Genomic DNA, 26,613 nt, shown 5'->3' on the forward strand with positions numbered 1-26,613 from the left:
ACAAAATTAATCTGTGAGGTGCTATGGAAAAGATACTTTCTAAAAAAATCAAAGAAATTATTTGTAACTCGGACAAAATTGATTACATTGATAATGTTAGAAGTAGTTTATATACTATTTCTTATATTTTTTTTGTAAATAAATTTATTTATAAAAAAAATTTTTGTGAATTTATAGAAAACTTTTTAGAAAATTTTGATAATTGTAATTATGCTGGTATACCTATATTTGATGAGTTTATAAAGTTCAAGTTCAATTCAACTAACTTCGAAAGAGATGTAATACGCATACTATTTGAATTTAGAAAAAGTATAGATGTTAATAATATTAATATTGCTATGCTTTATGAATATTTATTGTCAGGCTCAGATAAAAAAACTTTAGGGCAAGTGTATACTCCTCAGTATATAATTGAAGGTATGGTTGATTCATTATTTGAAAATTCATCAGTAAGCTTGGATAGTAAGTTTTTAGATCCTGCTTGTGGTGGTGGATACTTTTTGATTTATATATTTACAAAGTTGAAAGATTATTTTAAATCAAAAAGTATATTAATTTTAAATATTGAAAAGCATATTTTAGAGAATATGATTTATGGTGTTGACGTAGATGAATTTTCTATATTTTTAACAAAAATATCTCTACTTTTAAAGTCTAATATATGTGATGCTAATTTAAATATTGTAGAAAAGGACTTTTTATTTGCAGATGATTTTAAATATAAATTTGATTTTATTGTCGGTAATCCACCGTATATTGGTCACAAAAAAATAGATAAAATATATAATAAAGAGTTAAAAGTTAGATATAAAGAAGTTTTTTATGATAAATCAGATATATCATATTGTTTTTTTGAGGCGAGTAAAGGTTTCCTTAAGGCTAATGGGTTAATATGCTTTATAAGTTCTAGATATTTTGTAGAAGCAAAATATGCTGATAAATTGAGGAATTATATAAATAATAATTATAGAATTATATATATATATGACTATAATGGTAAGAATATTTTTAAAAATGCACTTATAAGTCCATTGGTAGTTATGTTAACTCCCAAGGGAAAAGATAGGTATTATATAAGTATTAACAAATATAATTCTTTTAATAATGAGTTTGAAACTTTTGATTATGATAATACTCTTTTAGACAATAATGGTTGGTGTTTTTTAAATTATAAGCAAGAGTCATTGTATGAAAAGATTAATAAACAGTGTAACTATAAAATCAATGATGTTTGTGAAATTAAGCAAGGAATTATAACAGGTTATGACAAAGCTTTTATCGTTACTGAGGAAATTATAGAAAAATATAAATTAGAAAGAGATATTTTGAGAAAGTGGATAAAAAATAGTAACATTACTAAAGAGAAAATATGTTATAATAATTTGTATGTTATTTATACTAATTTAATTGATGATGATAGAAAATATCTTAATACAATTAATTATTTGTTTAAATTTAAAAACAGATTAGAAAAGCGTAGAGAATGCATAAGTGGTGTAAGAAAATGGTATGAATTACAGTGGGGGAGAAATCTGAATATATTTGAAAATGATAAAATCATTTTTCCATATAAAGCTCATCAAAATACATTTTATTATGATAAAGAAAAATACTTATGTAGTGCGGATGTATATATGTTATTGCCTAAATGTAATGAAGAATTGAGTGAATATTTAGTAAAATATTTAAATTCTAATATTTTTGATTTCTATTTTAAGTGCAAAGCTAAAAAAGTTGGGGAAAATTTATATGAATATTATCCAAATAAATTAGTGAATTCAGATATATATATTCCATGTAAAAATGATTTGAAAAAAATATTAAATAATAATAAAATAAGTCTTGATATTTACTTGAATAAGTTGTTTAATATATCTTTGGATGAACAATATTTAATTAGTCCTGTATAGAGGAAAAGTAAGGTGATTTTGATGAAAAAATTTGTTGGTTTTGTTCTAATTCTAATTTTAATATTTAGTTTAACTACAGTTGCAAGTGCAGAAGTATATTATAGTGATACTGTTAATCACTGGAGTTCTGTTGATGTTAATATAGCTACTAATGTTTTGAATGTATTTAGAGGTTATAGTGATATGACTTTCAGACCAGATAATAACATTACTAGAAGCGAGTTTATAACAATTTTAGTTAGAACGGGTGTTAAGTTAGGATTGTTGGATGAAGTGTATACAACAACCATGAAGTATGGTGACATGGAAAATACTGAGTGGTCATACACATATGTCATATCTTATTATGAATATATGAAGAATAAAATTCATGACTATAAATTTGAAGACATTTTCAAAGGATATTATTTTTACCCTGATAAGCCAATAACAAGAGAAGAATCAATTCTACTAATTAGTGCATTGCTTAAAAATTCAATTTATGATAATGATATTATTTACAATGATTTAGATAAGTCATATAAGTATTATGACGAAGTTAAAACATTAAGCAGTTTAGGTGTTTTAATTGGTTATAGTGATGGTACCTTGAAGCTTTATAACAATATTACTAGGGGAGAATCAGCAGCTTTAATTAGAAGAATTTATGATAATGCAAAAACATTCAAAATAAATTATTTAGATTCTTTACAATATATGCCTATTGCTGGAGAAGATGTTTTACCATTCTTCGGAACCTATAGCTTAAGTACTAAAGATCCTTTAGAAAAAAAATATATCAAAGCCAAAAACACGTTAGAATATCTTGCATTTGGTGGATATATATTTGAAGAAGATAAACATTTGTATGACAATGATGCAATAGGAACATTAAAGACGTTAAAGGACGAAGAATTTAGTAATATAGCCGGAGTTAATTTTTATTTGCTTAAATTCGGAAATGTTACTACTGATGAAAAAGTAAAACTATCAAACGAAATTTTGCTAGATATAGCAAACAGAAATGATTTAAATGATTCTGAATTAATGCAATTATTTAACTTAATTAAAAAGTATAATACTACTGAAGCATATTATATGAATGCATTATCAAAATGGTATGGTAAAACAAATAATACTAATGCTATTATAAATATAAAAACGCTAAGATATGAACATTTTATCAAAGTTAATAATTATACCTATGTTAGAAATTTGATATATAAAGATGCTAAAGCTAATATTAATATTGAAAGTATGTTAAATCTTAATTGGAATTTAGAGGTTGATGATGATTTTGATTTCTTAGATTTTACAGATAAAAATATTTATTATAGTATGTATACTATTGAAGAATTTAATGAAGCATTGCACAATCCATACAATAAAAATATGGTTATTCTTAAAAACTATGTATTGGTTGATGATATAATTATTAATTCTAATATTGACTTTAATAATGAAGAATTGTTTTATAAATACAGTAAAAACAAAGCATATATATTATATACATTAGGTCAATATGAAAGAGCATTTATTGAAACTATAAATGATTATAAAGTTGTTAAAAACCTAAAAATTTATAAAACTAATAGAGCAAGTATTGATGAAAATTACACAGGAATTTTAAATATGTTAAAAGATAAAATATTCATTAGATAGCTCGTTGAAAAACGGGCTTTTATTATAAAAAAACCTATGGGGGACATAGGTTTTTAGGGGGGTTAGTGAAAAACACTACGAATAATTTTATAGTGTTATATATTTCTAACATTTATTATTTACCCAGTAGAATATTATCTAAACACTTATTTAAGACAAATTCAAAATTATTTTGTTATTATTTTAACTAAATTGAAATTTACAATAGTATTTTTAAAAATATACTTATAATATAAGATATCATATAAAAATGTAAAAAATATATCGTAAAGGTGATACTAATTTTAGTCATATAGGGTAAGGAGGTTATTTTGAAAAATAAAAAAATTATTACACTAATATTTGTTTTAATTTTAGTTTGTACATGTATTGTAATATATTTTGCACAAAATAGTGAGCAAGAGCATATATCATTTGATTTTAAGCCTGTAATTGATGAAAATGATAATATATATTCAGAACCAGAAAATGAACTTAGTGAAGATGAACTTTTGAAAGTGTGGTTTGAAATAGGATTTGCATATAAACCATTTTTAAATAATGGAGAAGAATATTATGGAAATGTTGATATTGTTGCGTATGTAAATAAAGTACCTGTAAATAAAGGTGAAATAATTGAGAGAGCAGGAAAAATCGAAGCATTAAATAGAACTTTGAGGAAAACATGGACTACTAATCCTGTAGAATACATATATTACGAAAAATTTGAAAAATATTATGGAGAATCGAACAATATTGAGATATCAGATGAAGAATTAGACCAATATATTAATTATCAAAAAGAAGGTCTAAATGGACAATCTTATTTTGAAGAATATTTAAAAGGAGTGGGAGTTAGTAAAGAAGAATATTGGAATAATATAGATCCAAAGACATATAAACAGCATCTTTTTAGAAATGCTGTTAGAAAGCATATTTTAGAAAAAATCACTCCGTATTATAAAGGTATTGAAAAGTTAAGCGGTGACGTTAAAGACCAATACATAAATCAATTTTGTAAGGATAATATGAAAGTAAAAGTTAAAGATAAAAAATTTATAGAATTATACAACAAAAATATTGAGTAGAAATTGTGATGCAAATATCTATGCTGCTGACGAACTGCTAAAAATGCTACTGTATTACAAAAAAGTTGCAACTATAAAAAATTGCAACTTTTTTTATTACTTTAACTAATATTATAATTGTGTTTGGTTGCAGCAAGGATGTTTTCCACAACCATTATTACTTCCACCTACATTCGATACGCTATTTTCGTCTATCTGTTTAGGGAAAAGTGATGGGAATGAACCACAAATCATTCCTGAGTCAGGTGATAATTGTGTAAATCCTGTGGATAATACACACAACTGAACTGGAACAACAATTTTCTTTTCACAAGATATACAAATAGAAATTAGTATGTTTGCAACAACTGTTCCATCTGGTAAAACTGTCACATCTCTTACTAGATTATTAGTCATAAGTCTTCCTGTTAATGATGCATTGCAAAGCTCTGTAAATCTAGGGTAAAATGCTCCATCAAAAACTGAAGGAATGCATAATTCAAAGAAATTAGTTAATACTAAATCTCCGCCTGATCCTGGTGCTACAACTGTAAAGCAACCTGTTAATACTTGAGGTATAGGGCATCCACCAACTTCTGGATCGATGTATTCTATGCTCATTTCTATAATAACCATACCTTTTAATTTGATATTTTGGCTACCAAATACAGGTGTTCCTCTTCCACTTGAGTCACAAGCAGAAGTATCTGCGTATATTATTTTTTCTGATAATCTTCCGTCAGGGCCTACTACTTTTTCATCACAGTCGCAGCATTGAACAAACTGAGCACCTTGAAGTGTAGTACAAGGTTTTATTTTGAAGTTATTTTCATTGTTGCAATCTGTAGGATCAAAATATTTTGTAATATTAATATAATTTATTTTCACTATTGTTGAACCAACAGGTAGTTTTGGTGAAAACTGTTGTCCTTCTGCATATGAAATACCTTGTAAATTAAACAAAGCAGAATCGTATACTTTTTGTACATATATTGGTTCAAGAACTAAACTATTTAAATCTCCATCCCAAAGGCAACCTGATTGACCTGTACAACAGCTTTCTCTAATTATGTTATTTGCTGGTGATACTTCGTTGTTAGGATTGCAAGGTGACTTGCAATTTGTATTAAAGTTATTTGCATTAGTCATGCTTAATAAACCTCCTCATTGTAATTATTACTTTAATATATTCTAATTAGTTTTTCTTGTTACAAGTAAGGGAAAATATAATAATATATATTGAAAAAATCATAATAATAATGTAAAGTAATACTATGTATTAACAACAAAAATTAGGAGGGTTTTATGAAATTACCAGTAGTTACATTTGAGTTTGAAAATGAAGATATAATTAAAGCTGAGCTTTATCCAGAAATAGCTGAAAATACAGTTAAAAATTTTATATCATTAGTTAAAAAGGGATTTTATGATGGAAAAATATTTCACAGAGTTATCGAAAACTTTATGATTCAAGGTGGTTGCCCAAATGGTACAGGAACTGGAGGACCAGGATATACTATTAAAGGTGAATTTACTTCGAATGGTTTTAAAAATGATTTAGCACATAATGCAGGTGTTTTGTCAATGGCAAGAGCTATGGATCCAGATTCAGCAGGTTCGCAATTTTTTATTATGCACAAAGCATCACCACATCTTGATGGTCAATATGCTGCGTTTGGTAAAGTTATTGAAGGTATGAATGTAGTTGATAAAATAGCTATTTGTAAAACTGGCAGAAATGACAGACCAAAGCAAGAAGTTAAATTAAAATGTGTAACCATAGATACTTTTGGAGAAAATTACGAAGAGCCTGAAACAAAATAAAAAAATGCTACAAATATTTTTTATATTTGTAGCATTTTTTTTATTTTGTACCGAACAATCTATCTCCTGCATCACCAAGTCCAGGAACTATATATCCACATTCATTTATTATTTCATCTATAACGGGTGTATAGATTTCAATATCTGGATGAACTTCTACAAGCTTTTTAATTCCTTCTCTTGAACAAATAAGATGCATAGATTTTATATTTTTTACTCCATGCTTTTTCAATAAATTAACAGCACCAATCATCGAGCCGCCAGTTGCTAACATTGGTTCAGTTATAATAACTGTTCTGTTTTCAATGTCTTTGGGTAATTTGCAGTAGTACTCAACTGGTTCGAGAGTTTCTTCGTTTCTATATAATCCAATATGACCAACCTTTGCGTTAGGTATTAAATCAAGAATACCATCAACTAAACCAAGTCCTGCTCTAAGAATCGGAACAATAGCTAAATCATAACCAGCTAATTCTTTTCCTACCATAGGTGAAATTGGAGTTTCAACCTTTTTATCTTGAAGTGGAAGGTTTCGTGTAACTTCATATGCCATTAACATTGCAATTTCTCTTGCAAGTTCTCTAAAGTCTTTAGAAGTAGTATTTTTATCTCTTAATATTGATACCTTATGTTGAATAAGTGGATGAGTAATCAAGGTTACATTTTCGTACATATTTAACTCCTTTGTTAATTTAATTATTTTACTGTTTGATTTTATCATTTTGTGTTATATAATTCAAGTAAAGTTAATAAAAAAGAGGTAAAAATATGGTTTTTGGTACAGGAATTGATATAGTTCAGATTAATAGGATAGAAAAGCTATTGAATAATAAAAACTTTATAAATAAAGTATATACAAAAAAAGAACAAGATTATTTGGATAGAAGGAAATACAATCCACAAACTGCTGCTGGGATTTTTGCTGCAAAAGAAGCTATTTCCAAGGCATTAGGAACTGGTATAGCAGGTTTTAATATTACAGATTTAGAAATACAAAATGATGAATCGGGAAGGCCTTATGTTGTTTTATATAATAATGCATTAAAATTATCAATAGAAAAATGTATTGTTTCAATCAATATATCTATTTCACATGAAAAAGAATATGCGGTTTCTATTGCTATAGCAGAAATAAATTAGGCATATATTTGTGTAGCTAATAATATATTTTATTATAATAGTATTTTGTTGGATGATTTGTAAGCAAAGTAGGAGGAAAATAAAATAAAAAAGTGTTTATTAGTTGTTATAATATGTGTTTTACTTTGTAGTTGTGGTGCAAAAGAAGTTGAATATATTGCACCTGAAAAATACTATGCAGAAATTGAGATGACAACCTATTCTGATTCTGATAAACAAAACATAAAATATGATATGAAAATATTAAATAATAACGAGGAGTCAAAGATTATCATAAATTATAATGATATTAACTTTCTCATAAATTGCTCTGATGGAAAATGCACATTTATAAATAAAAAGTTTCAAAGCAACCAAATAGAGTGTAATTTACCTATACTTAATTATTTAATAGAGGAAATAAGCCTAAGTAAATTTAATGGAATTAAAAGTAAAGCAAATAATACCGTCGAACTAAATATTGGCTTATATAGGTATGTTTTAGAATTTAAAAAAGGAACTTATAGTCCTAGAAAAATGATGGTTTATAAAGAAAACTCTTTGTATAAAAATTTTGAGTATAAAAAAATCAAATTGTACAAATAATAGTTACGTATACTAAACTTAATATCTAGTCATCTTTTACAGTTAAATACATAAATTACCGTTATACTTTTTGTGCAATTATGATAAAATGAGAGTAACAATAGTATTGTATAATTGTGAGGTGAATAATTTGGCTGATAACAAAAAGATTTTAATATCAATTCCAGAAAATTTATTGAAGGAATTAGATATAGCTTCAAAGAATGATAATACAAACAGAAGTGATTTTATTAGAAAATCTATTAGATTTTATTTGATAGAGAAAAGGAAGATAGAAATTAGAGAAAAAATGAGAGCCGGTTATTTAGAAATGAGTAATATTAATAAAAGCATTACAGAAGAGTATTCAAAGGGAGATTATGAAGACTTTTTAAGTTATGAAACAAAACTATTGGGAAGTGAATAAATTTGATAGTAAGAAGGGGAGATGTATACTATGCCGATCTAAGTCCAGTTATTGGATCAGAACAGGGCGGAGTTAGACCGGTATTAGTAATACAAAACAATATAGGGAACAAGTATAGTCCCACAGTTATCGTTTCAGCCATCACATCTCAAATTAACAAAGCTAAGTTGCCTACACATATTGAAATTAGTTCTCAAGATTTCAGTTTGCCAAAAGATTCAGTTGTTCTTTTAGAACAAATCAGAACCATTGACAAGAAAAGGTTAAAAGAAAAAATAGGTAAATTTGATATAAAGCTAATGTCAGAAGTGGATGATTGTCTTAAAATAAGTTTAGGGCTAATTGATTTTTAAATCAATACATACGGGAGCGTTGCAAAACTATTTTAGAAATAGTTTTGCAACTTTCTTTTTTTGAAAATTAATACAAAAAAGAATAGCTATTGCTAAACTATATATTTTAGTTTTGCAATAGCACATTTTCTATCTATTGTTATTTTGCAATAAAGTACGAATATCGCCAATCATGTACAATGAACCTACACATGCAATAATATCGTCCTTGTCTATCTTATCAATAATAGGTAATATTTCTTCATATTTTTCTATTGCAGTTACCTTTGTTTTAGTACCTCTTTTGACAATTAAATCCCTTAAATCTTTGCAATCCATTGCTCTAGCAGGATTATTTGGAGTAAGTGTATAAATTTGTTCTGAAATATCAAGCAAGTAATCAATTACATCAATTGGATGCTTATCCTTTAACATTCCATAAAACAAAATAATTTTTTTATCCTTAAAATATCTTTTTATAGCCTTTTGAAAATATTCAACACCATTGATATTATGTCCACCATCTAGTATAATTGTGGGCTTTTTTCTTATAATTTCAAATCTTCCGGCAAATTTAGAGTTGAGCAGACCTTCTTTTACGCTTTTTTCAGTTATAATGAAGCCTTCTTGTTTTAGAAGCTCTAAAACTTTTAAAACTGTGAGGCAGTTATAAGCCTGATGTTCACCAAGCATATTAATTTTAAAATTATCTAAGTTGAAAATTCTTTTATCTATGTAGTTTAGTGTTTGACCTTCTATGGTAGAATCTAATATTTTTATGTTATTTGAGTCTAATTCATATATATTAGAATGTTTTTTTCTTGCTTGTTCCTTAACTACATCAACAACATTTTTACCCTGAGGATAAACAACTACTTTGCTATTTTCTTTTATTATTCCAGCTTTTTCAAATGCAATTTTTTCTAGTGTATCACCTAAATATTCAGTATGGTCATAGCTTATAGATGTGATAACAGAAATTAAAGATGATTTGACTACATTTGTAGCATCAAATCTACCACCAAGTCCAACCTCTAATACTAAAAAATCAATGTTTTGTTCTTCAAAATATTTAAATCCTATGGCAGTAACAACTTCAAATTCTGTAGGATGATTATAGCCCTCAGAAAGCATGATATCAATTTTGTCTTTTATAAGAGTAGTTATTTTTGCCAATGAATCTCTATTTATTTGTTTGTTGTTTATTTGTATTCTTTCTGTAAACTCTTGCAAAAATGGACTTATAAATAATCCAACTTTATAACCACTCTTAACTAAAACATTATGTATCATATTGCAAGTAGAACCTTTTCCGTTTGTGCCTGCAACGTGTATTATTTTATATTTATCTTGAGGATTTCCTAATAATTCAGTAAGTCTTTTAATATTTTCAAGACCAAGTTTTGAACCGAATTTGTATGTATCACTTATATATTTTAAAGATTCTTCGTAATTCATTTTAGTACCTTCCTTATAATATAATTAAATCGTAACAATTATTATAATAGTGCATTTTATTTGTTTTTGCAATATAATTTATAGTAGATAAAATAAATAATTCAAAAATAAAATTTATAATTATAATACAAATAGATGAAATATATTGTATTTAGTTTTATAAAATATACTACTTGCAAAATAAATATATATATGGTATGCTTTACGTGAATTAAATAATTATAGGTGTTTATAAAACATAATAGGGAAAATGGTAAATGCCATTGCAGCCCCCGCTACTGTAAGTGAGTACAAATTTTACAAACCACTGTTTTGAAAATGGGAAGGGTAAAATGAGGATGATCCGCGAGCCAGGAGACCTACCTATAATGAGAATTAGCCTTCGGTGGGAAGGTGTGATGATAGTATAATTGTGTACTTTTATCCTAACCCAACAAGGTTAGGATTATTTTTTTAGAGGAAGGTATATTATGAAAATTACAAAAAAAGTTTTATGTATTTTATTAGCAGTATGTATGATTATAACATTTGCTGCTTGTACGAAAACAAATGACAATGGTAGTGAAAATCAAAATAACGATCAAACTAACAATGTAGGTGAAGAAAGTAAAAGTGTTTATCCATTAACATTTAAAGATGATTTAGACAATGAGGTAACCCTTGAAAAGGCTCCAGAAAAAATCGCATCTGGTGCTCCATCTATTACAGAAACAATATATGCGATTGGCAAAGATAACTTATTAGTTGGAGTTACTGAATACTGTAATTATCCAGAAGATACAAAAAACAAACAAGTTATTGGTGGATACACTGGACCGAATATTGAAAAATTATTAGAGCTAGATGTTGATTTGTTTATCTCTGATAAAATTAAAGACGATGATTTAAAAACATTAAAAGACGCGGGTATTCAAGTTGTTATAGTAAATGCAAAAGGATATGAGGATACTTTTAAAAAGATTGAATTTATCGGAAATATGCTAGATGCAAAGGACAAAGCTATAGAACTTGTAAGTGCGATGAAGGATAAGGAAAAAGAAATATTAGACAAAATTAAAGGTGAAGATTCAAAAACTGCTTTTTATGAGGTTTGGAATGATCCACTTCAAACTGCAGGGCCTGGAAGTTTTATTGATGATTTAATTACTTTAGCAAATTGTGAAAATATTGCACATGATGCTGAATCAGCATATGCAGAATTTAGTTTAGAAAAATTAATAGAGGAAAATCCACAAGTATATTTATCAGCTGATGATGGATTTAAAACAGTTGATGATATAAAAGGAAGAGTTGCATTTGAAGAAATAGATGCAATAAAGAATAATCAAATATATCTTTTAGATCAAGATATATCATCAAGACCAGGACCAAGAATTGTGGAAGCATTAGAATTAGTTGCAAAAGCAATTCATCCAGAAGCATTTAAATAAAATAAATTAACTTATTAGCTAATTATTAAACTCCCTATTCCAAGCTAATAAGTTTAATTTTTTTTTAAGAAGAGATATATTTAAATTTTAGCAAATTGCTTATATAATATAAGTGGGACGTGATAAAATGAAAAAAAATACTAAATTAATTATTCTGATATCGATTGTAGTATTATTTTTAACAGTATTAATTTGTAGCTGTATTGGTGCTGCAAATATAAGTATTGGAGATTCATTTAAAATTATAATAAATAAAATTTTAGGTCTTGAAAAAAACTTAGTAGATATGAAATCTTCTACTATAACAATAATATGGAAGGTTAGATTTCCAAGGATTTTGGTATCGTTAATAGTGGGTGGTGCCTTATCTATAGCTGGTGTTACATACCAAGGACTTTTAAAAAATCCTATGGCAGATCCATATGTTATTGGTGTATCATCGGGTGCTGCTTTTGGTGCAGCTATCGGTATAGCATCGCACATAACATTTAAATTCTTTGGATTATCAATAATAACTATATTAGCTTTTTCATGTGCTGTTGGTGTTATGTTCTTGGTATATTCTATTTCAAGAATTGGTAAAAAAGTGCCAATAACTACTTTGCTTTTAAGTGGTATTGCAGTAGGAAACTTTTTAACAGCCTTTACATCTTTGATAATGATTTTTGCAGGTGATGATTTGAGTAAAATATACTTTTGGACTATGGGTTCTTTTTCTGGTAAAGGTTGGTCACAGCTAGTAACAATTTTGCCTTATGTACTTATAGGATTTGCAATATTATTTTATTATTCAAAAGACTTAAATTTAATTTTACTTGGCGAAGAAACAGCAAGCAATTTAGGAGTGAATGTTGAAAAGGTTAAATTGATTTTATTAGTAACAAGTACTATAGTTACAGCATTTGTAGTTTCTATATCTGGTATAATTGGATTTGTAGGACTTATAATTCCTCATATAACTAGAATGATTATTGGACCTGACCATAAAAAGTTATTTCCACTATCATTTATTTTTGGAGCAATACTGATGGTTATTTGTGATACTCTTGCAAGAAGTGTCTTCTCACAAGAAATACCTGTTGGTTTAGTTACTGCAATACTTGGCGGTCCTTTTTTTGTTTATTTACTTAGAAGTAAAAAAAGAGAATTATTTTAGAGGTGTAAAAAGTGGAAAATGTTATTGAAGTTAAAAATATATCAGTAAAATATGGTACTACAACAGTTTTGAATAATATTAGCTTTGATGTACAAAAAGGCGAATTTTGCACCATAATTGGGCCAAACGGAGCTGGAAAATCTACAATACTTAAAAGTATTATGAAAAATATAGACATTGAGTCTGGTGACATTTTAATTAATCATAAAAGTATAAAAAATATTTCACACAAAGAAAAAGCATGTATGATTGGGTTTGTTCCTCAGGAGTACAATATAAGCTTTAATTTTAATGTGTACGATATTGTTGCAATGGGAAGAAATCCATACACTAAAAAATTTGGTAAATCACAATACGACGATAAAAAAATTATACAAGATGCATTGATTAAAACATCTACATTTTACTTGAAGGACAAAAATTTTAATGAACTTAGTGGTGGTGAAAAGCAAAGAGTCATTATAGCAAGGGCACTTGCACAGCAAACTAGTATTTTGGTATTGGATGAAGCTACATCAAATCTTGATATACATCATCAGTTAGATATAATAGAATTAATATATTCTCTTAATAGAGAGGATAATTTGACAGTTTTAACTATTATGCATGATTTAAATTTATCTAGTAGATTTAGTGATAAAATTGTTTTGCTGAGTGACGAAGGTATTGTAAAAATAGGCACGCCAGATGATATAATAGATGAAAGTGTATTGAGGCAAGTATATGATATGGAAATGCTTGTTAGAGAAAATAAACTTTTGTCTTGTAAGGAAGTCGTTGCTCTTAGAGCTAGAAGGGCTAAGGACGATAAGAATAAAAATATTCACGTCATCTGCGGTGGAGGAACAGGAGAATATATAATTCAAAAGCTTTATTCTGAAAGATATAATGTTAGCTGTGGTGTTTTAAATGATGGAGACAGCGATTTAGAAATATGTAAAAATTTAAGTATTAGATATGTTAAAGAACTACCTTTTACATCATTTAGTAAAGAGAGTATAGAAAAAAATAGAGAATTAATAAAAAAAAGCGACATAGTAATTTTAACGGATGTTGCAATAGGTGAAGGTAATTTTGAGAATATAGAAATTTTAAGCTATTTAGATGATAAAAAAATTATAATTTTATATAATAGCAAAAGAGATTTTGTAAACGGAAAATGTGAAGAAATACTTGGAAAAATAAAAAGCAAAAAAAATGTTTGCGTTGCAATGAATTTAAAAGAGCTATTCAATTTAGTAGAAGAAAAGAATTAGAAACAAAAAAACTAATAATCCAATTAAAATAAAATGATTATTAGTTTTTTATTGTCTATGTCTTAAAAACTGAAATTTAGTTAATCAAACCACTTAATACACCTTGTTTGTTTTCTATTTGTATTTTTGACCATAATTCTGCATCAAGAATATCGTTAATTGATTCAACTTTTTTTACAGAATGTTTTGTCATAAGAACTTCTATTATTTTAGGAATATCCAAAAATTTAACCTTCCCTTCTAAAAATAGATTAACTACAAGTTCATTGCTCGCGTTTAAAATTGTAGGAAGTGTTCCTCCTATCTTTAGTGCATAATAAGCAAGATCTAAACACCTAAATGTTTTTTTATCAGGTTCTTCAAAGGTTAAGTTTTTTATTTTGCTAAGTGATAATGTTTCATAATTATTTTTTATCCTTTTAGGATAAAAAAGAGCATATTGAATTGGAATTCTCATATTTTGTAAACCCATTTGTGCTAAAGTCGAGTGGTCACAATATTCAACAGCAGAATGTATTATACTTTGTGGATGAACCACTACTTCAATTTTTTCTTCAGGAATATTAAATAAATATTTTGCTTCAATTACTTCTAATCCTTTATTCATCAAAGTGGCTGAATCTATAGTTATTTTTCTACCCATTTTCCAAGTTGGGTGGTTAAGTGCGTCATCTAATGTTACATTTTCTAGTTCTTTTTCACTTTTACCTAAAAAAGGTCCTCCTGATGCTGTTAATATAAGTTTGTTGATGCTTTCATGCTTGTTTCCTTGTAATGCTTGAAATATAGCACTATGTTCGCTATCAACAGGTAAAATTGTAGCTTTGTATTTCTTAGCTAAGTGCATGATATACTCTCCACCCGTAACAAGTGTTTCTTTGTTGGCTAAAGCGATAGTTTTACCTAGTTTTATAGCTTCTATTGTTGGTCTAAGACCAATCATACCTGATATGCCAGTAACAATAATATGTGCTTGAGAATGTGTTGCTACACTTATCAATCCATCCATACCAGTTACAATTTCAGTTTTACAAAATTTAGGCAATATGTTTCTTAGCTTTATAGCATTTATCCCATTCATAACTGAACATACTTCAGGGTTAAACTCTAGAATTTGCTTTTTCAATAATTCAATATTGCTATTACCTGAAATAGCACATACCTTTACTTTGTCCAGGTTGTCTCTAACTACATCTAATGTCTGTGTACCTATAGAGCCTGTCGAACCCAAAATGCTAATACTAATCATATTTTTATGCACCTCTTTGCTGATTTCTATTTATTTTTTGTGTATACACCACATTATTATACTATAATGTTTCTTTGAAATCAATTTTTAGTTAAAAAACTTGTATTATTCATATAAAATTATGTATAATATATAAAAGCTTTTACATTATTGGGGGAGAAAATTCAATGTTAAAAAAATATTTAATTGTAAATAAAGAAATTTTACCAGATGTTTTTGATAAGGTGATAGAGGCTAGAAATTATATAAATGATGGAACTGTAAAGAGTGTAAGCGAGTCAGTAAAAAAAGTTGGAATAAGTAGAAGTACGTATTATAAATATAAGGATTACGTTTTTTCACCATCTGAAAATTCTATGGGAAGAAAAGCTGTTATTGCTTTGATGCTTACTCATAGAAGCGGTGTTTTGTCTGAAGTCTTAAATTTATTGTCAACTGTAAAGGCGAATATTTTGACTATGAATCAAAATATACCAATCAATGGTAAAGCTTCTGTTAATATATCCATTGATATGTCTGACATTTTGATTTCAATAGATGATTTAATTAGCAAGATAGAAGAAAAAGATGATGTAAATGGTGTTAAGCTACTATCTATAGAATAATAAAGGAGTATATTAAATGTATGGTCTTGTTTTAGAAGGTGGAGGAGCAAAGGGCGCATATCATGTAGGTGCATATAAGGCTTTGCTTGATTTAGGGATAAAAATAGACGGTGTTGCAGGAACCTCAATTGGAGCATTGAACGGTGCTGCTATTGTTCAAGGAGATTATGATAAATTAGTTGATATTTGGAATGAAATTGATTTAGAATCTCTTTTCGGATTTAATAAAGAACAAATAGAAAATGTAAAAAGTAAAAATTTTGCTGACATAAGTTTATCATATTTTGTTAATTTGTCCAAGAATATAATAACTAACAAAGGCTTGGATACATCAAAAATTAGAAAGCTAGTAAGTAGCTTCATAGATGAAGAAAAGGTTAGAAATTCAAAACTTGATTTTGGAATTGTTACAATTTCTTTAACCGATAAGCAACCTATAGAAATTTTGAAGGAAAATATTCCAAAGGGTAAACTCATTGACTATATACTTGCAAGTTCTAATTTACCAGTATTTAAAATGCAAAAAGTTGATGGAAAATTCTTTTTAGATGGTGGAGCATATGATAATTTGCCATTTGGGGTTTTGCAAAAAAAAGGATATAAGAATTTTATTGCAGTCAGAACATATGGAATTGGAAGAGTCAAAAAAGTGAATACTGATGAAATAAATGTTATATATATTCAACCTGTTGAGGATTTAGGCGGAATTTTAGATTTTGACGTACTTAAAGCAAAAACCAATATATCTTTAGGATATTATGATGCTATGAAGGTATTTAAACAGCTCAAGGGTTATAAATATTATTGCAAGCAATATAAAAATAACTTTTTGAAATATTTGCTCAATAATTTTGATAATAATGAACAAAGATATATAAATATAGGTAAATTATTAGGATTTGAAGATATACCTACTGATAGAATGTTATTTGAAAAAATATTGCCAAGACTAGAATCTTTACTGGAGATGAAAGGTAAATTTGATTATCAAGATATTATACTGAGACTAGTTGAGTGTATTGCAGAAAAATATAGTGATATTAAAAGATTTAAAATATATGATGCGGATGATTTTATCAAGATTGTTATTGATAAATTCAAGAAAGAGCCTCTTAGTGTAAATAAAAAAATTCCAACTTTTGTTAGACAAAATAAAATTTTATCGTTAGCAGTTAAGGATGATTTAGTTATAAGAATATTTAGAGAGATGTTTATTTGAATTAATTAAGAAACGTTAGTGATACTAGCGTTTTTTTTGCATAAACATAATAAAAACATATAATTTGGAGTTTATTATGGAATTTACAAGTTTTTGTATTGCCTTTGCTCTTACGGCTATTGCAGGATTGTCAACAGGTATAGGCGGTCTATTGATTTTAGCTTTTGATAAAGAAAACTATAAAAATCTTGCTTTTTTTCTGTCTTTAGCTGCTGGTGTTATGATTTGTGTATCATTTGTACAAATATTTCCTGAATCGGTTAACAATTTCAAATCTCACTATGGTCCTAAAATAGGATTACAGTTTGCAATGCTCATTTTTTTTCTTGGAATGCTTTTTTGTGCAATAATTGATAAAATTATACCAGAAAATAATTTTAGCCTTTTAAAAAACACAAAAGACATAAATAGTTTAAAACTATATAGAGCAGGAATTATTTCAACAATAGCAATTATCCTTCATAATTTTCCAGAAGGGGTAGCAACATTTATGTCAGCTATGGATAGTCCTAAGCTTGCGATACCAATAACATTTGCAATTGCAATGCACAATATACCAGAGGGAATAACGGTTGCTTCTCCGATTTATTATGCTACGGGTAGTAAAAGAAAAGCTGTAGTGTTTTCTTTTGTTTCAGGCTTATCTGAGCCATTTGGAGCAGTATGTGCATATGCAATATTGGAAAAATTTATGAGCCAAAAACTATTTGGTATTGTCTTTGGTTTAGTTTCGGGTATTATGATATATATATCTTTTAGAAACTTATTGCCTTTGGCATATAAATATGACAAAAGTGATAAAACTGTACTGTATGGACTGATTTTAGGTATTGCTATAATGTTAACTAGTCTTGTAATGTTTGCCTAGCTTTGGTATAATTAGTTATCAGGTGGTGATGTTATGAAAAGTAAGGATTACGTATCAATCATGCAAAATATTTTGCACCTTGTAGATGATGGTGTTCATGTAATTGATAAAAATTGTAATAGTATTATATATAATGAATTTATGGCTAATTTAGAGAAAATGGACGTAAAGGATGTATTAAATAAACCATTTACACAAGTTTTTAAGAATTTAGATGAAAATGATAGCACACTACTTAAGGCATTACATCATAATAAAAGTACCATAAAAAAAATTCAAACATATTCAAATAAGGATGGTAAGGAAATTACGACAATCAATACAACTATTCCGATATTTAGTGGAGATGATGTTATTGCAGCAATTGAGGTTTCTAAGAACATCACAGAAATTAAAGAAATGTCAAATACAATTTTAGATCTTAGGAAAGAAATAGTACAACCAAGTGAAGTTAAAAATTCAAAAATTAGAAAATATAGATTTAGAAATTTAATTGGGAAAAGTAGCAATTTTAAGCAAATTATTGATATTGCCAAAAAAGCCTCTAAAAGTAGTGCTTCAGTTTTTATTTATGGTGAAACGGGTACAGGTAAGGAGCTTATAGCACAAAGTATTCACTTTGATGGAATTAGGCAAAACAAACCATTTTTAGCACAGAATTGTGCTGCATTGCCCGAAAGCTTGCTAGAGGGCATTTTATTTGGAACTTCAAAGGGAGGTTTTACTGGTGCTATTGATAGGGTTGGACTTTTTGAACAAGCTAATGGAGGAACATTATTGCTTGACGAGATTAATTCAATGCCATATGAGCTTCAAGCAAAACTTTTAAGAGTATTGCAGGAAAATTATATTAGACGTGTTGGAGGAACAAGGGATATTCCAATCGATGTAAGAATTATAGCTACAGTTAATGAAAAAGCTGATTCTTTAATAAAACAAGGAAAATTAAGAAAAGATTTATATTATAGAATTAATATTATTCCTATTAATGTTCCACCTCTTAGAGAAAGAAAAGAAGATATTTTGCTGCTTGCTGATAGATTTATTGATAAGTATAATAGTAGGTATAATAAAAATATTTGGATGTTATCAGAAAATGCAAAAGAAAAGCTAATGAAATATGAATATCCAGGCAATGTAAGAGAACTTGAAAATATCATAATGGGTGCTATGTCAATGATTGATGATGAAAATGTTATTAGTGATAAGCATATTTTGATAGATGATGTTAATAATAAGACTAGTAATAAACATGATTTTTATGATATTGGAGTTACACAATATTTAGAGGATATAGAAAAAGAAATAATAATCAATACGATGAGAATATATAAAAATAATATAAGTAAAACTGCAGAACATTTAAAAATTAAAAGACAAACATTACAGCACAAATTAAAAAAATACAGTATTTTAGATAAATAGTGCAAATAAATTTGCAGTTGTATGCAAACTTATTTGCATTTTTTTTGAAAATTGTCAAAAAAATTATAATGTAATTAATAAATTTTAAAAATAATAAAAAAAATATTGTTGAAATTAATGGAAAAAATACAATAAAAACGAATAAAAGAAACGTTTTCACAAAAATGGCACAAAAATTGCTTGTAATATAATTATAAAAGTAAATGGAAAACTATAAGGAGGAATATTATGAAAAATGTAAAAGTAATTATTTGGGGACTGGGTGCTATGGGCACAGGAATGGCAAGAATGTTATTAACAAAAAAAGGTGTTGATATAGTAGGTGGTATAGATATAGGTCAAAAGTTAGGAAAAAGTATATATGAAATAGTTGGAGTTGATAGAGGAGACAGGGAAGAAGTTATCGTAGGAACAAGAGATGAAGTTATAACTGAAAAATCAGCTGATGTTGTATTATTATGCACTGACTCTTTTACTGCAAAAGCTTTTGATAAAATTAAATTTGTTCTTGAGAAAAAAATCAATGTTATTACAACAGCAGAACAAATGGCTTACCCAAAAGCTCAAGAACCGGAGATTACTAAACAAATGGACGAAATAGCTAAGGCAAATGGTGTTTCTGTATTGGGGACTGGTATTAATCCAGGTCTTATAATGGATTTATTGGTAGTAATTATGACAGGTTGTATGCAAAATGTTGAACACGTATTGTCTAGAAGAGTTAATAGTTTATCTCCATTTGGACCTGCTGTTATGGAAGAACAAGGCATTGGACTTAGCGTTGAAGAATTTAATGAATTGAAATCAAATGGTAAACTTGCAGGACACGTTGGATTCCACGAGTCAATCAATATGATAGCAGATGCTATAGGTTGGAAGGTTGATAAAATAGAACAAGATATGGAACCTATTGTAACACAAGTAGATAGAAAAGCACCTTATGGATTTGCAAAAGCGGGAGATGTTGCAGGTGTTGCTATGAAGGGTTGTGGTTATGTAAATGGAGAAAAACTAATTGAGATGGACCATCCACAACAAATAGAGCCTGAACAAGTTGGAGTTAATACTGGTGACTATGTTATTATAAAAGGTACTCCAAGTATCAATATGGTTAATTCACCAGAGGTAGAAGGTGGTATTGGAACTATAGCAATGGTTGTTAACATGATACCTCAAATTATCAATTCAAGACCAGGTGTTCAAACAATGTTAACATTGCCTGTTCCTAGAGCAATCATGGGAGATATGAAAGAATTAATTTTTGAAGATTGTAAAATAGTTAAATAAATAATTAGGACAAAAATAAATTAATAATAATTTAATAGAATAGGAAGTGACTTATTATGGTTAAAAAAGGAGAATGGGTCTTAATACATAATATTGTATTGACCAGCGAAGAAAGAGCACCTCAAGTACCAGAAGACACTAAAAAAGTTCCTTTAGAATTATGGGTAAAAGGTTATTTATTAGATGATGCGGAAATTGGTGATAACGTAACTGTTTTAACTAGAACAAAAAGAGTAGTAAAAGGTAAATTGTTGGAAGTTAATCCTTATTACAAACACAATTTTGGTAAATTTGTTCCTGAATTACTTAAAATAGGTGACCAAGTTAGAGAGATTGTCTTTGGAGGTGAGAATGTTGAATAAAGATTTAAGTTATGAATCAGTTATGAATAGAAAATCAGAAATAATGAAAAAAGCTGTAGGTATTGATTATAATGATTTTGAAAGCGGTACAATAGCATTTGATTATGAAAGTATGATGAGAGAAACAGGTTATAGTCTTGAAGAAATGCAAAAAATTCAACAAAGCTCTAGTGTTGGTAACACTCCAATTATTGAACTTAAAAATTTGACTAAGCTTGCACGAAAGGTATCGAATGAAGGAAAAGGAGCTAGAATATTTATAAAAGATGAGGCTGCAAATCCTTCTGGAAGCTTTAAGGCTAGACGTGCTGCAACAGCTATATATCATGCAAAAAGATTGGGATATAAAGGTGTTATAGCTGCAACAAGTGGAAACTATGGCGCAGCTGTTGCCCAACAAGCTGCAATGCAAGGATTAAAATGTATTATTGTTCAAGAATGCTATGATTCTAAAGGTGTTGGTCAACCGGAAATTATAGAAAAAGCAAGAAAGTGCGAAGCTTTAGGAGCTGAAGTTATTCAATTAACAGTAGGACCAGAATTGTTCTATACATTCTTGTTATTGTTAGAAGAAACAGGCTATTTCAATGCTTCGTTGTATACACCATTTGGTATTGCTGGAGTTGAAACATTGGGATATGAAATATCAATGCAATTTAGAGAAAAATATGGAAAAGATCCAGATGTAGTAGTATGTACGAATGCAGGCGGTGGAAATTTAACTGGAACAGCAAGAGGACTTAAAAAGGCAGGCTCAACATCTAAGGTAGTAGGTGCCAGCGTTAATCTAAAAGGGTTACATATGGCTTCTGATAGTCAGTTCAATAAAAAATCATTTACAACCGGTCATACTGGATTTGGTATTCCTTTTGCGACATGGCCTGATAGATCAGATGTACCACGTTCAGCAGCAAGACCATTAAGATATATGGATAGATATGTTACTATCAATCAAGGTGAGGTATTTTATATTACAGAAACATTAGCAAGCTTAGAAGGACTTGAAAAAGGTCCAGCAGGCAATACTGCACTTGCAGCTGCATTCTATTTGTCTCAAGAAATGGATCAAGACCAAATGATAGTAGTTCAAGAAACAGAATATACAGGAGCAGGCAAACATCTTCAACCACAGTTATCATTTGCAAGAGAAAATGGTATAGAAATATTTTTTGGAAATCCTCGTGATGAGGTTCCAGGTAAAAATATTATATTTCCTTCTCATCCATCACTTATAAAAGCAGTTGATATTGATATAGATAAGCTTAGAGTTTCTCATATTAAAAATGCTTTAGCTGCTTATAATATAAAACCAACAGAGATTAGTGATACTGACATTGAATTTTTGGCAGTAGAAATAAATAAAGATACTGACTATGTTAAAAATATTTTAATGATGTTATAATACTAATAATTTTATGAAATGATGATAAGAGTGGGTACGCTCACTCTTGTTTTTTAAATATGGAGGAAATATGAAAAGAGAAGATGATTTTGAACAAAGAAGGCAACATATAGCTAATTTAACAGATGAAGAATTAGAAAAGAAATTTTGGGATTTAGCTGAACAAGTAATTGATCCACTTATAGAATTAGGAAAGAAAAATACTACTCCTGCCGTTGAGAGAAGTGTACTTTTGAGAATGGGTTTCTCAAGCCTTGAAGTTAAACCAATAGTTGAAGGGGTTATGAATAAAGGTTTGATGGGAAAAGGAGCTGGAAATATAGTTTGGAGATTATCTAAAAAATTAGGTATATCAGTTAGAGAAGCAGGACTTGCACTTTCACAAGGAAAATACTGGGACGAAGTAGATTTGTTATTTTAAATTAAAGGGAGGTAAATTATGAAGCTTAATCCTAACGAGAAGATAGATATTAAGGAATTATTAAAAGATTTAGATAAATATGAACCAAGAAGAAGAGGCTGGCATTGGAGAGAAGGTCAATTTGAACCAAGAGTAGTAGGTGATTTTGAATATCATGAAATATCAGAGGGGTTGAAAAATTATATTCCTCTTCCTGGTAGTAGAGGATTTAACTATATAGACCCTCAACCGGATTGCGTTATAACAACAGAAATAGCATCTGGTAGATTTGAAGATGATATAAGGCGTATGAGAATGGCTGCTTGGCATGGTGCTGACCATATAATGGTTATTAGAACTGCAGGCCAATCTCATATTGATTCATTACTTGAAGGTACTAATCAAGGTATTGGTGGTATCATGGTTACTAGAAAACAAGTTAGAGCAAGTAGGAAGGCTATTGATATGATAGAGGATGAAGTAGGTCGCCCTATTAATTTCCACTCATATATTTCTGGTGTTGCAGGTCCAGATATAGCAGTTATGTTTGCTGAAGAGGGAGTTAATGGTGCTCACCAAGATCCTCAATATAATATACTTTATAGAAACATAAATATGATTAGAAGTTTTGTTGATGCTTGCGAAGCTAAAAAAGTTATGGTATGGGCCGATATGCTTCAAATAGATGGTGCACACAATGCTAATGCTACAGCTATGAAGGCTTGGAAGGTAAGACCAGAACTTATGGTACAACATGCTATAAACAGTATGTTTTCAAGAAAAGTTGGTATGAAACCATCTAATATCGCACTTTCAACAGTTCCACCAACTGCTCCACCAGCACCTTGTATGAGACTGGATTTACCGTATGCAGTTGCACTAAGAGATTTGTTTAAAGATTATAAAATGAGAGCACAACAAAACACAAAATATATGGAATCTGATATGAGAGAAGCTACAGTTACTCATACACTTAATCTTGTTATTTCAAGACTTACAAGTGCTGATATTCAATCAACTATTACTCCTGATGAAGGTAGAAACGTTCCATGGCATTATAATAATATAGCGGCATTAAGTACTGCTAAGCAAGCACTTAATGGCTTGGATGGATTCAGAGAAATGGTTAAAATAGATAGAGATGGCGTTCTTGGAAAAGATGTTAGAGAGCTAAAAGAAAGAGCAGTTCTATTTATGGAAGAGATTCTTGAAGTTGGTGGATATTTCAATGCTGTTGAACAAGGTTTCTTTGTTGATAGTGGATATTATCCAGAAAGAAATGGTGACGGTATTACAAGAGAAATTAACGGTGGTATTGGTGTAGGATATGTTTATGAAAGAGATGAAGATTATTTTGCTCCTGTATCTGTTCATTTTGGGTACAACAATATTCCTAAAGAGTTTTCAAATGCTAGTGAGGCTATAGGTGGAGATACTTTTGAAGACCATTCAAAAATCATATATATAGATGAGTTAGATGAAACAGATAATGTAAATGTAAGGTTAGAGGAAGCTGAAAAATACTATAATACTAATATTGTTAAGCCTGAGGTTGAATGGAGGGCTGATGGTATAGTTTGTACAACATTATTCCTTCCACTAGATGAAAGAACTGCTGAATTTGCAGCAATCAAATGTGGTGAAAAAATGGGACTTGAGGATGTTACAGTTGTTCACAAACAAGGGCTACATCCATGTGAAGGTACAATAGTAGAAATAAAAGGTAAAGTTAAATTTGATATTGATGTTAATGATTTAATTATACCAGAAAAAATACCAGTTATGTCATCAGCAGATATAAGAGAGGATATAGATAAAAAATCTATGTTTGTTGTAGCTGCAACAGTAGGTGAAGATGAACATTCAGTTGGACTTAAAGAAACTCTTGATATTAAACATGGCGGAATTGAAGGATTTGGTATCAAATATTCATACCTTGGAACATCATGTCCTGTTGAAAAACTTGTTGATGCTGCTATTGAAACTAATGCAGATGCAATACTTGCAAGTACAATAATTACGCATGATGACGTTCATATCAAAAACATGAAGAAAATTAATGATTTGTGTATTGAAAAAGGTATTAGAGATAAGGTAATTTTAATTTGTGGTGGAACTCAAGTTACAAATGAAATTGCAATAGAAGCTGGTATGGATGCTGGATTTGGTAGAGGTTCACATGGTATTGATGTAGCAAGTTATTTAGTTAAAAAAAGAAGGGAAATGAATAATTAATGCATATTAACGTATTGGTAGCTGAAATTGGAAGTACCACTACAGTAGTAAATGCATTTGATGGTATAGGTACACCTTGTCCAAAATTTATTGGGCAAGGTCAAGCACCTACTTCAGTTGTTGAAGGTGATGTAACTGTTGGTTTAAATGGTGCTATACAAGATTTAACAAGAAATCTCGACATCAAAGAATTAACATGGGATGACATGTTAGCTACGAGTAGTGCTGCTGGTGGATTGAAAATGACTGTACATGGTTTAGTTTACGATATGACGGTTAGAGCTGCAAAAGAAGCTGCTTTAGGTGCTGGAGGTATAATCAAAATGGTTACATCAGGTAGACTAAGGAAATTGGATTTAAAAAAGATACAAGAGATAAATCCTAACATAATTTTAGTTGCTGGTGGAGTTGATTATGGTGAAAGGGAAACTGCGATCAATAATATAGAAATGATTTTATCTATGGGTTTAAAAACACCAATTATTTATGCTGGAAATATTGAAAATCAAGAAGAAATAAAACTCATGTGTGAAGAAGCAGATGTGAAACTATATATAGTAGAAAATGTTTATCCGAAAATTGATACACTTGTTGTAGAGCCTACAAGAAAGGTAATCCAAGAAGCATTTGAGGAACATATTATACATGCACCAGGGATGACAAAAGTTAGAGACTTAGTAAAAGGACCTATTATTCCAACACCTGGAGCGGTAATGGAATCTGCAAAACTTTTAAAAGAAGATTTAGGAGACTTGGTTATATTTGATGTTGGCGGAGCTACTACAGATGTTCACTCAGTAACAATTGGTTCTGATGAGATAAACAGAATACTTATAAGTCCTGAACCTGTTGCTAAAAGAACTGTTGAAGGTGATTTAGGCGTTTATGTAAATGCAAACCATGTTATAGATAAAATAGGAATTAACAATTTAAAAATTGATTTTCCAGATATTGATAAAATAATAGAAAACTATAAGCCTATTCCAGATAGTGATAGAGAAAGAGAATTTGTTGAAAGACTTACAGAAGAAGCAGTTTTAACTTCTTTAGACAGACATGCTGGGAAATTAAGAAATTTGTATAGTACTTCAGGTAAAAAAACTGTTGCTGAAGGAAAGGATTTAACTAGTATAAAATATATTATTGGTACTGGTGGAGCATTGACTAGACTGCCACATAGAGAACAAATTTTAAAAAAAATTACTGAAGTCAGCAATAAGCTATCACTTAGTCCTACAAACAATGCCAAAATTTTGATAGACAACGATTATATATTTGCATCACTTGGTGTATTATCAAAAAAATATCCAATAGATGCTTTGAATTTAATGAAGCAAAGCTTACAAATTTAATAATTTTAACACAGGACTTCTTTAT

25 protein-coding genes and 1 riboswitch are annotated in these 26,613 nt (G+C 28.9%); of the genes, 21 read left to right on the forward strand and 4 right to left on the reverse strand.

The genetic code is table 11. The annotated features are described in order from the left end of the window. Positions 1–23: 23 nt before the first annotated feature. From JYG23_RS00815 to JYG23_RS00825, 3 genes are all read left to right on the forward strand, one after another. The gene (locus JYG23_RS00815) at positions 24–1,910 is read left to right on the forward strand and encodes an Eco57I restriction-modification methylase domain-containing protein (protein ID WP_207236570.1); all 1,887 of its coding nucleotides are present in this window, start codon (positions 24–26) and stop codon (positions 1,908–1,910) included. Between the two features lie 21 nt (positions 1,911–1,931). Next, positions 1,932–3,551: an S-layer homology domain-containing protein gene (locus tag JYG23_RS00820; protein WP_207236571.1), complete on the forward strand. Its 1,620-nt coding sequence runs from the start codon at positions 1,932–1,934 to the stop codon at positions 3,549–3,551. A 311-nt stretch (positions 3,552–3,862) separates the two neighbouring features. After that, positions 3,863–4,618 (forward strand): hypothetical protein, encoded by a 756-nt coding sequence (locus tag JYG23_RS00825; RefSeq protein ID WP_207236572.1) that lies wholly within the window; start codon positions 3,863–3,865, stop codon positions 4,616–4,618. 111 nt (positions 4,619–4,729) lie between these two features. Here JYG23_RS00825 and JYG23_RS00830 read toward each other — a convergent pair whose 3' ends face one another. Continuing rightward, on the reverse strand, positions 4,730–5,746 hold the full coding sequence (locus tag JYG23_RS00830; RefSeq protein ID WP_207236573.1) for a hypothetical protein: 1,017 nt from the start codon (positions 5,744–5,746) through the stop codon (positions 4,730–4,732). Positions 5,747–5,902: 156 nt separating this feature from the next. On the opposite strand from JYG23_RS00830, the gene JYG23_RS00835 reads away from it, so the two are divergent. Then, positions 5,903–6,421 carry a peptidylprolyl isomerase gene (locus JYG23_RS00835; RefSeq protein WP_207236574.1) on the forward strand — a complete coding sequence of 173 codons (519 nt, stop codon included), beginning with the start codon at positions 5,903–5,905 and terminating at the stop codon, positions 6,419–6,421. A 40-nt stretch (positions 6,422–6,461) separates the two neighbouring features. On the opposite strand, the gene upp is transcribed toward JYG23_RS00835, so the two are convergent. Next, positions 6,462–7,094 (reverse strand): uracil phosphoribosyltransferase, encoded by a 633-nt coding sequence (gene upp / locus JYG23_RS00840; RefSeq protein ID WP_207236575.1) that lies wholly within the window; start codon positions 7,092–7,094, stop codon positions 6,462–6,464. Between the two features lie 95 nt (positions 7,095–7,189). On the opposite strand from upp, the gene acpS reads away from it, so the two are divergent. The 4 genes from acpS to JYG23_RS00860 all read left to right on the forward strand — a co-directional run bounded on the left by acpS (position 7,190) and on the right by JYG23_RS00860 (position 8,905). Next, positions 7,190–7,561: a holo-ACP synthase gene (gene acpS / locus JYG23_RS00845; protein WP_207236576.1), complete on the forward strand. Its 372-nt coding sequence runs from the start codon at positions 7,190–7,192 to the stop codon at positions 7,559–7,561. A gap of 189 nt (positions 7,562–7,750) precedes the next feature. Continuing rightward, the gene (locus JYG23_RS00850; RefSeq protein ID WP_207236577.1) at positions 7,751–8,146 is read left to right on the forward strand and encodes a hypothetical protein; all 396 of its coding nucleotides are present in this window, start codon (positions 7,751–7,753) and stop codon (positions 8,144–8,146) included. A gap of 130 nt (positions 8,147–8,276) precedes the next feature. After that, complete coding sequence (locus JYG23_RS00855; RefSeq protein WP_207236578.1) at positions 8,277–8,552, forward strand: CopG family ribbon-helix-helix protein; 276 nt, start codon at positions 8,277–8,279, stop codon at positions 8,550–8,552. A 2-nt stretch (positions 8,553–8,554) separates the two neighbouring features. Continuing rightward, positions 8,555–8,905: a type II toxin-antitoxin system PemK/MazF family toxin gene (locus JYG23_RS00860; protein WP_207236579.1), complete on the forward strand. Its 351-nt coding sequence runs from the start codon at positions 8,555–8,557 to the stop codon at positions 8,903–8,905. 129 nt (positions 8,906–9,034) lie between these two features. Here the strand turns inward: JYG23_RS00860 and JYG23_RS00865 are convergent, their stop codons facing one another. Next, positions 9,035–10,342, reverse strand: a complete 1,308-nt coding sequence (locus tag JYG23_RS00865) for a folylpolyglutamate synthase/dihydrofolate synthase family protein (RefSeq protein ID WP_207236580.1) — start codon at positions 10,340–10,342, stop codon at positions 9,035–9,037. Positions 10,343–10,548: 206 nt separating this feature from the next. Further along, a riboswitch (cobalamin riboswitch) is annotated at positions 10,549–10,724 on the forward strand. Positions 10,725–10,812: 88 nt separating this feature from the next. On the opposite strand from JYG23_RS00865, the gene JYG23_RS00870 reads away from it, so the two are divergent. From JYG23_RS00870 to JYG23_RS00880, 3 genes are all read left to right on the forward strand, one after another. Then, complete coding sequence (locus JYG23_RS00870) at positions 10,813–11,772, forward strand: ABC transporter substrate-binding protein (protein ID WP_207236581.1); 960 nt, start codon at positions 10,813–10,815, stop codon at positions 11,770–11,772. Between the two features lie 127 nt (positions 11,773–11,899). Next, positions 11,900–12,928 (forward strand): iron ABC transporter permease, encoded by a 1,029-nt coding sequence (locus tag JYG23_RS00875; RefSeq protein ID WP_207236582.1) that lies wholly within the window; start codon positions 11,900–11,902, stop codon positions 12,926–12,928. A gap of 11 nt (positions 12,929–12,939) precedes the next feature. Continuing rightward, a complete protein-coding gene (locus tag JYG23_RS00880; RefSeq protein WP_207236583.1) occupies positions 12,940–14,184 on the forward strand; it encodes an ABC transporter ATP-binding protein in 1,245 nt (414 codons plus the stop codon). A 76-nt stretch (positions 14,185–14,260) separates the two neighbouring features. Here JYG23_RS00880 and JYG23_RS00885 read toward each other — a convergent pair whose 3' ends face one another. After that, a complete protein-coding gene (locus tag JYG23_RS00885; protein WP_207236584.1) occupies positions 14,261–15,433 on the reverse strand; it encodes a 1-deoxy-D-xylulose-5-phosphate reductoisomerase in 1,173 nt (390 codons plus the stop codon). A 167-nt stretch (positions 15,434–15,600) separates the two neighbouring features. Here JYG23_RS00885 and JYG23_RS00890 point away from each other — a divergent pair, with 167 nt between their 5' ends. The 10 genes from JYG23_RS00890 to JYG23_RS00935 all read left to right on the forward strand — a co-directional run bounded on the left by JYG23_RS00890 (position 15,601) and on the right by JYG23_RS00935 (position 26,588). Then, complete coding sequence (locus tag JYG23_RS00890; protein ID WP_207236585.1) at positions 15,601–16,038, forward strand: ACT domain-containing protein; 438 nt, start codon at positions 15,601–15,603, stop codon at positions 16,036–16,038. Between the two features lie 16 nt (positions 16,039–16,054). Then, positions 16,055–17,257, forward strand: a complete 1,203-nt coding sequence (locus tag JYG23_RS00895) for a patatin-like phospholipase family protein (protein WP_207236586.1) — start codon at positions 16,055–16,057, stop codon at positions 17,255–17,257. A gap of 76 nt (positions 17,258–17,333) precedes the next feature. Beyond that, positions 17,334–18,125: a zinc transporter ZupT gene (gene zupT / locus JYG23_RS00900; protein WP_207236587.1), complete on the forward strand. Its 792-nt coding sequence runs from the start codon at positions 17,334–17,336 to the stop codon at positions 18,123–18,125. Between the two features lie 33 nt (positions 18,126–18,158). Next, positions 18,159–19,550, forward strand: a complete 1,392-nt coding sequence (locus tag JYG23_RS00905) for a sigma-54-dependent Fis family transcriptional regulator (protein ID WP_207236588.1) — start codon at positions 18,159–18,161, stop codon at positions 19,548–19,550. Positions 19,551–19,778: 228 nt separating this feature from the next. Beyond that, the gene (gene ord / locus JYG23_RS00910) at positions 19,779–20,837 is read left to right on the forward strand and encodes a 2,4-diaminopentanoate dehydrogenase (protein ID WP_207236589.1); all 1,059 of its coding nucleotides are present in this window, start codon (positions 19,779–19,781) and stop codon (positions 20,835–20,837) included. A gap of 56 nt (positions 20,838–20,893) precedes the next feature. Beyond that, complete coding sequence (gene ortA, locus JYG23_RS00915; protein ID WP_207236590.1) at positions 20,894–21,199, forward strand: 2-amino-4-oxopentanoate thiolase subunit OrtA; 306 nt, start codon at positions 20,894–20,896, stop codon at positions 21,197–21,199. After that, complete coding sequence (gene ortB, locus JYG23_RS00920) at positions 21,189–22,601, forward strand: 2-amino-4-oxopentanoate thiolase subunit OrtB (protein ID WP_371818614.1); 1,413 nt, start codon at positions 21,189–21,191, stop codon at positions 22,599–22,601. Before ortA ends, ortB begins: the two co-directional genes overlap by 11 nt. Positions 22,602–22,671: 70 nt before the next feature. After that, on the forward strand, positions 22,672–23,022 hold the full coding sequence (locus tag JYG23_RS00925; RefSeq protein WP_207236591.1) for an ornithine aminomutase subunit alpha: 351 nt from the start codon (positions 22,672–22,674) through the stop codon (positions 23,020–23,022). Between the two features lie 18 nt (positions 23,023–23,040). Further along, on the forward strand, positions 23,041–25,236 hold the full coding sequence (gene oraE / locus JYG23_RS00930; RefSeq protein ID WP_207236592.1) for a D-ornithine 4,5-aminomutase subunit OraE: 2,196 nt from the start codon (positions 23,041–23,043) through the stop codon (positions 25,234–25,236). Continuing rightward, complete coding sequence (locus JYG23_RS00935; protein ID WP_207236593.1) at positions 25,236–26,588, forward strand: GlmL-related ornithine degradation protein; 1,353 nt, start codon at positions 25,236–25,238, stop codon at positions 26,586–26,588. Before oraE ends, JYG23_RS00935 begins: the two co-directional genes overlap by 1 nt. The last annotated feature ends 25 nt before the right edge of the window (positions 26,589–26,613 follow it).

The organism is Sedimentibacter sp. zth1, assembly GCF_017352195.1.
Classification (GTDB): Bacteria; Bacillota; Clostridia; order Tissierellales; family Sedimentibacteraceae; genus UBA1535.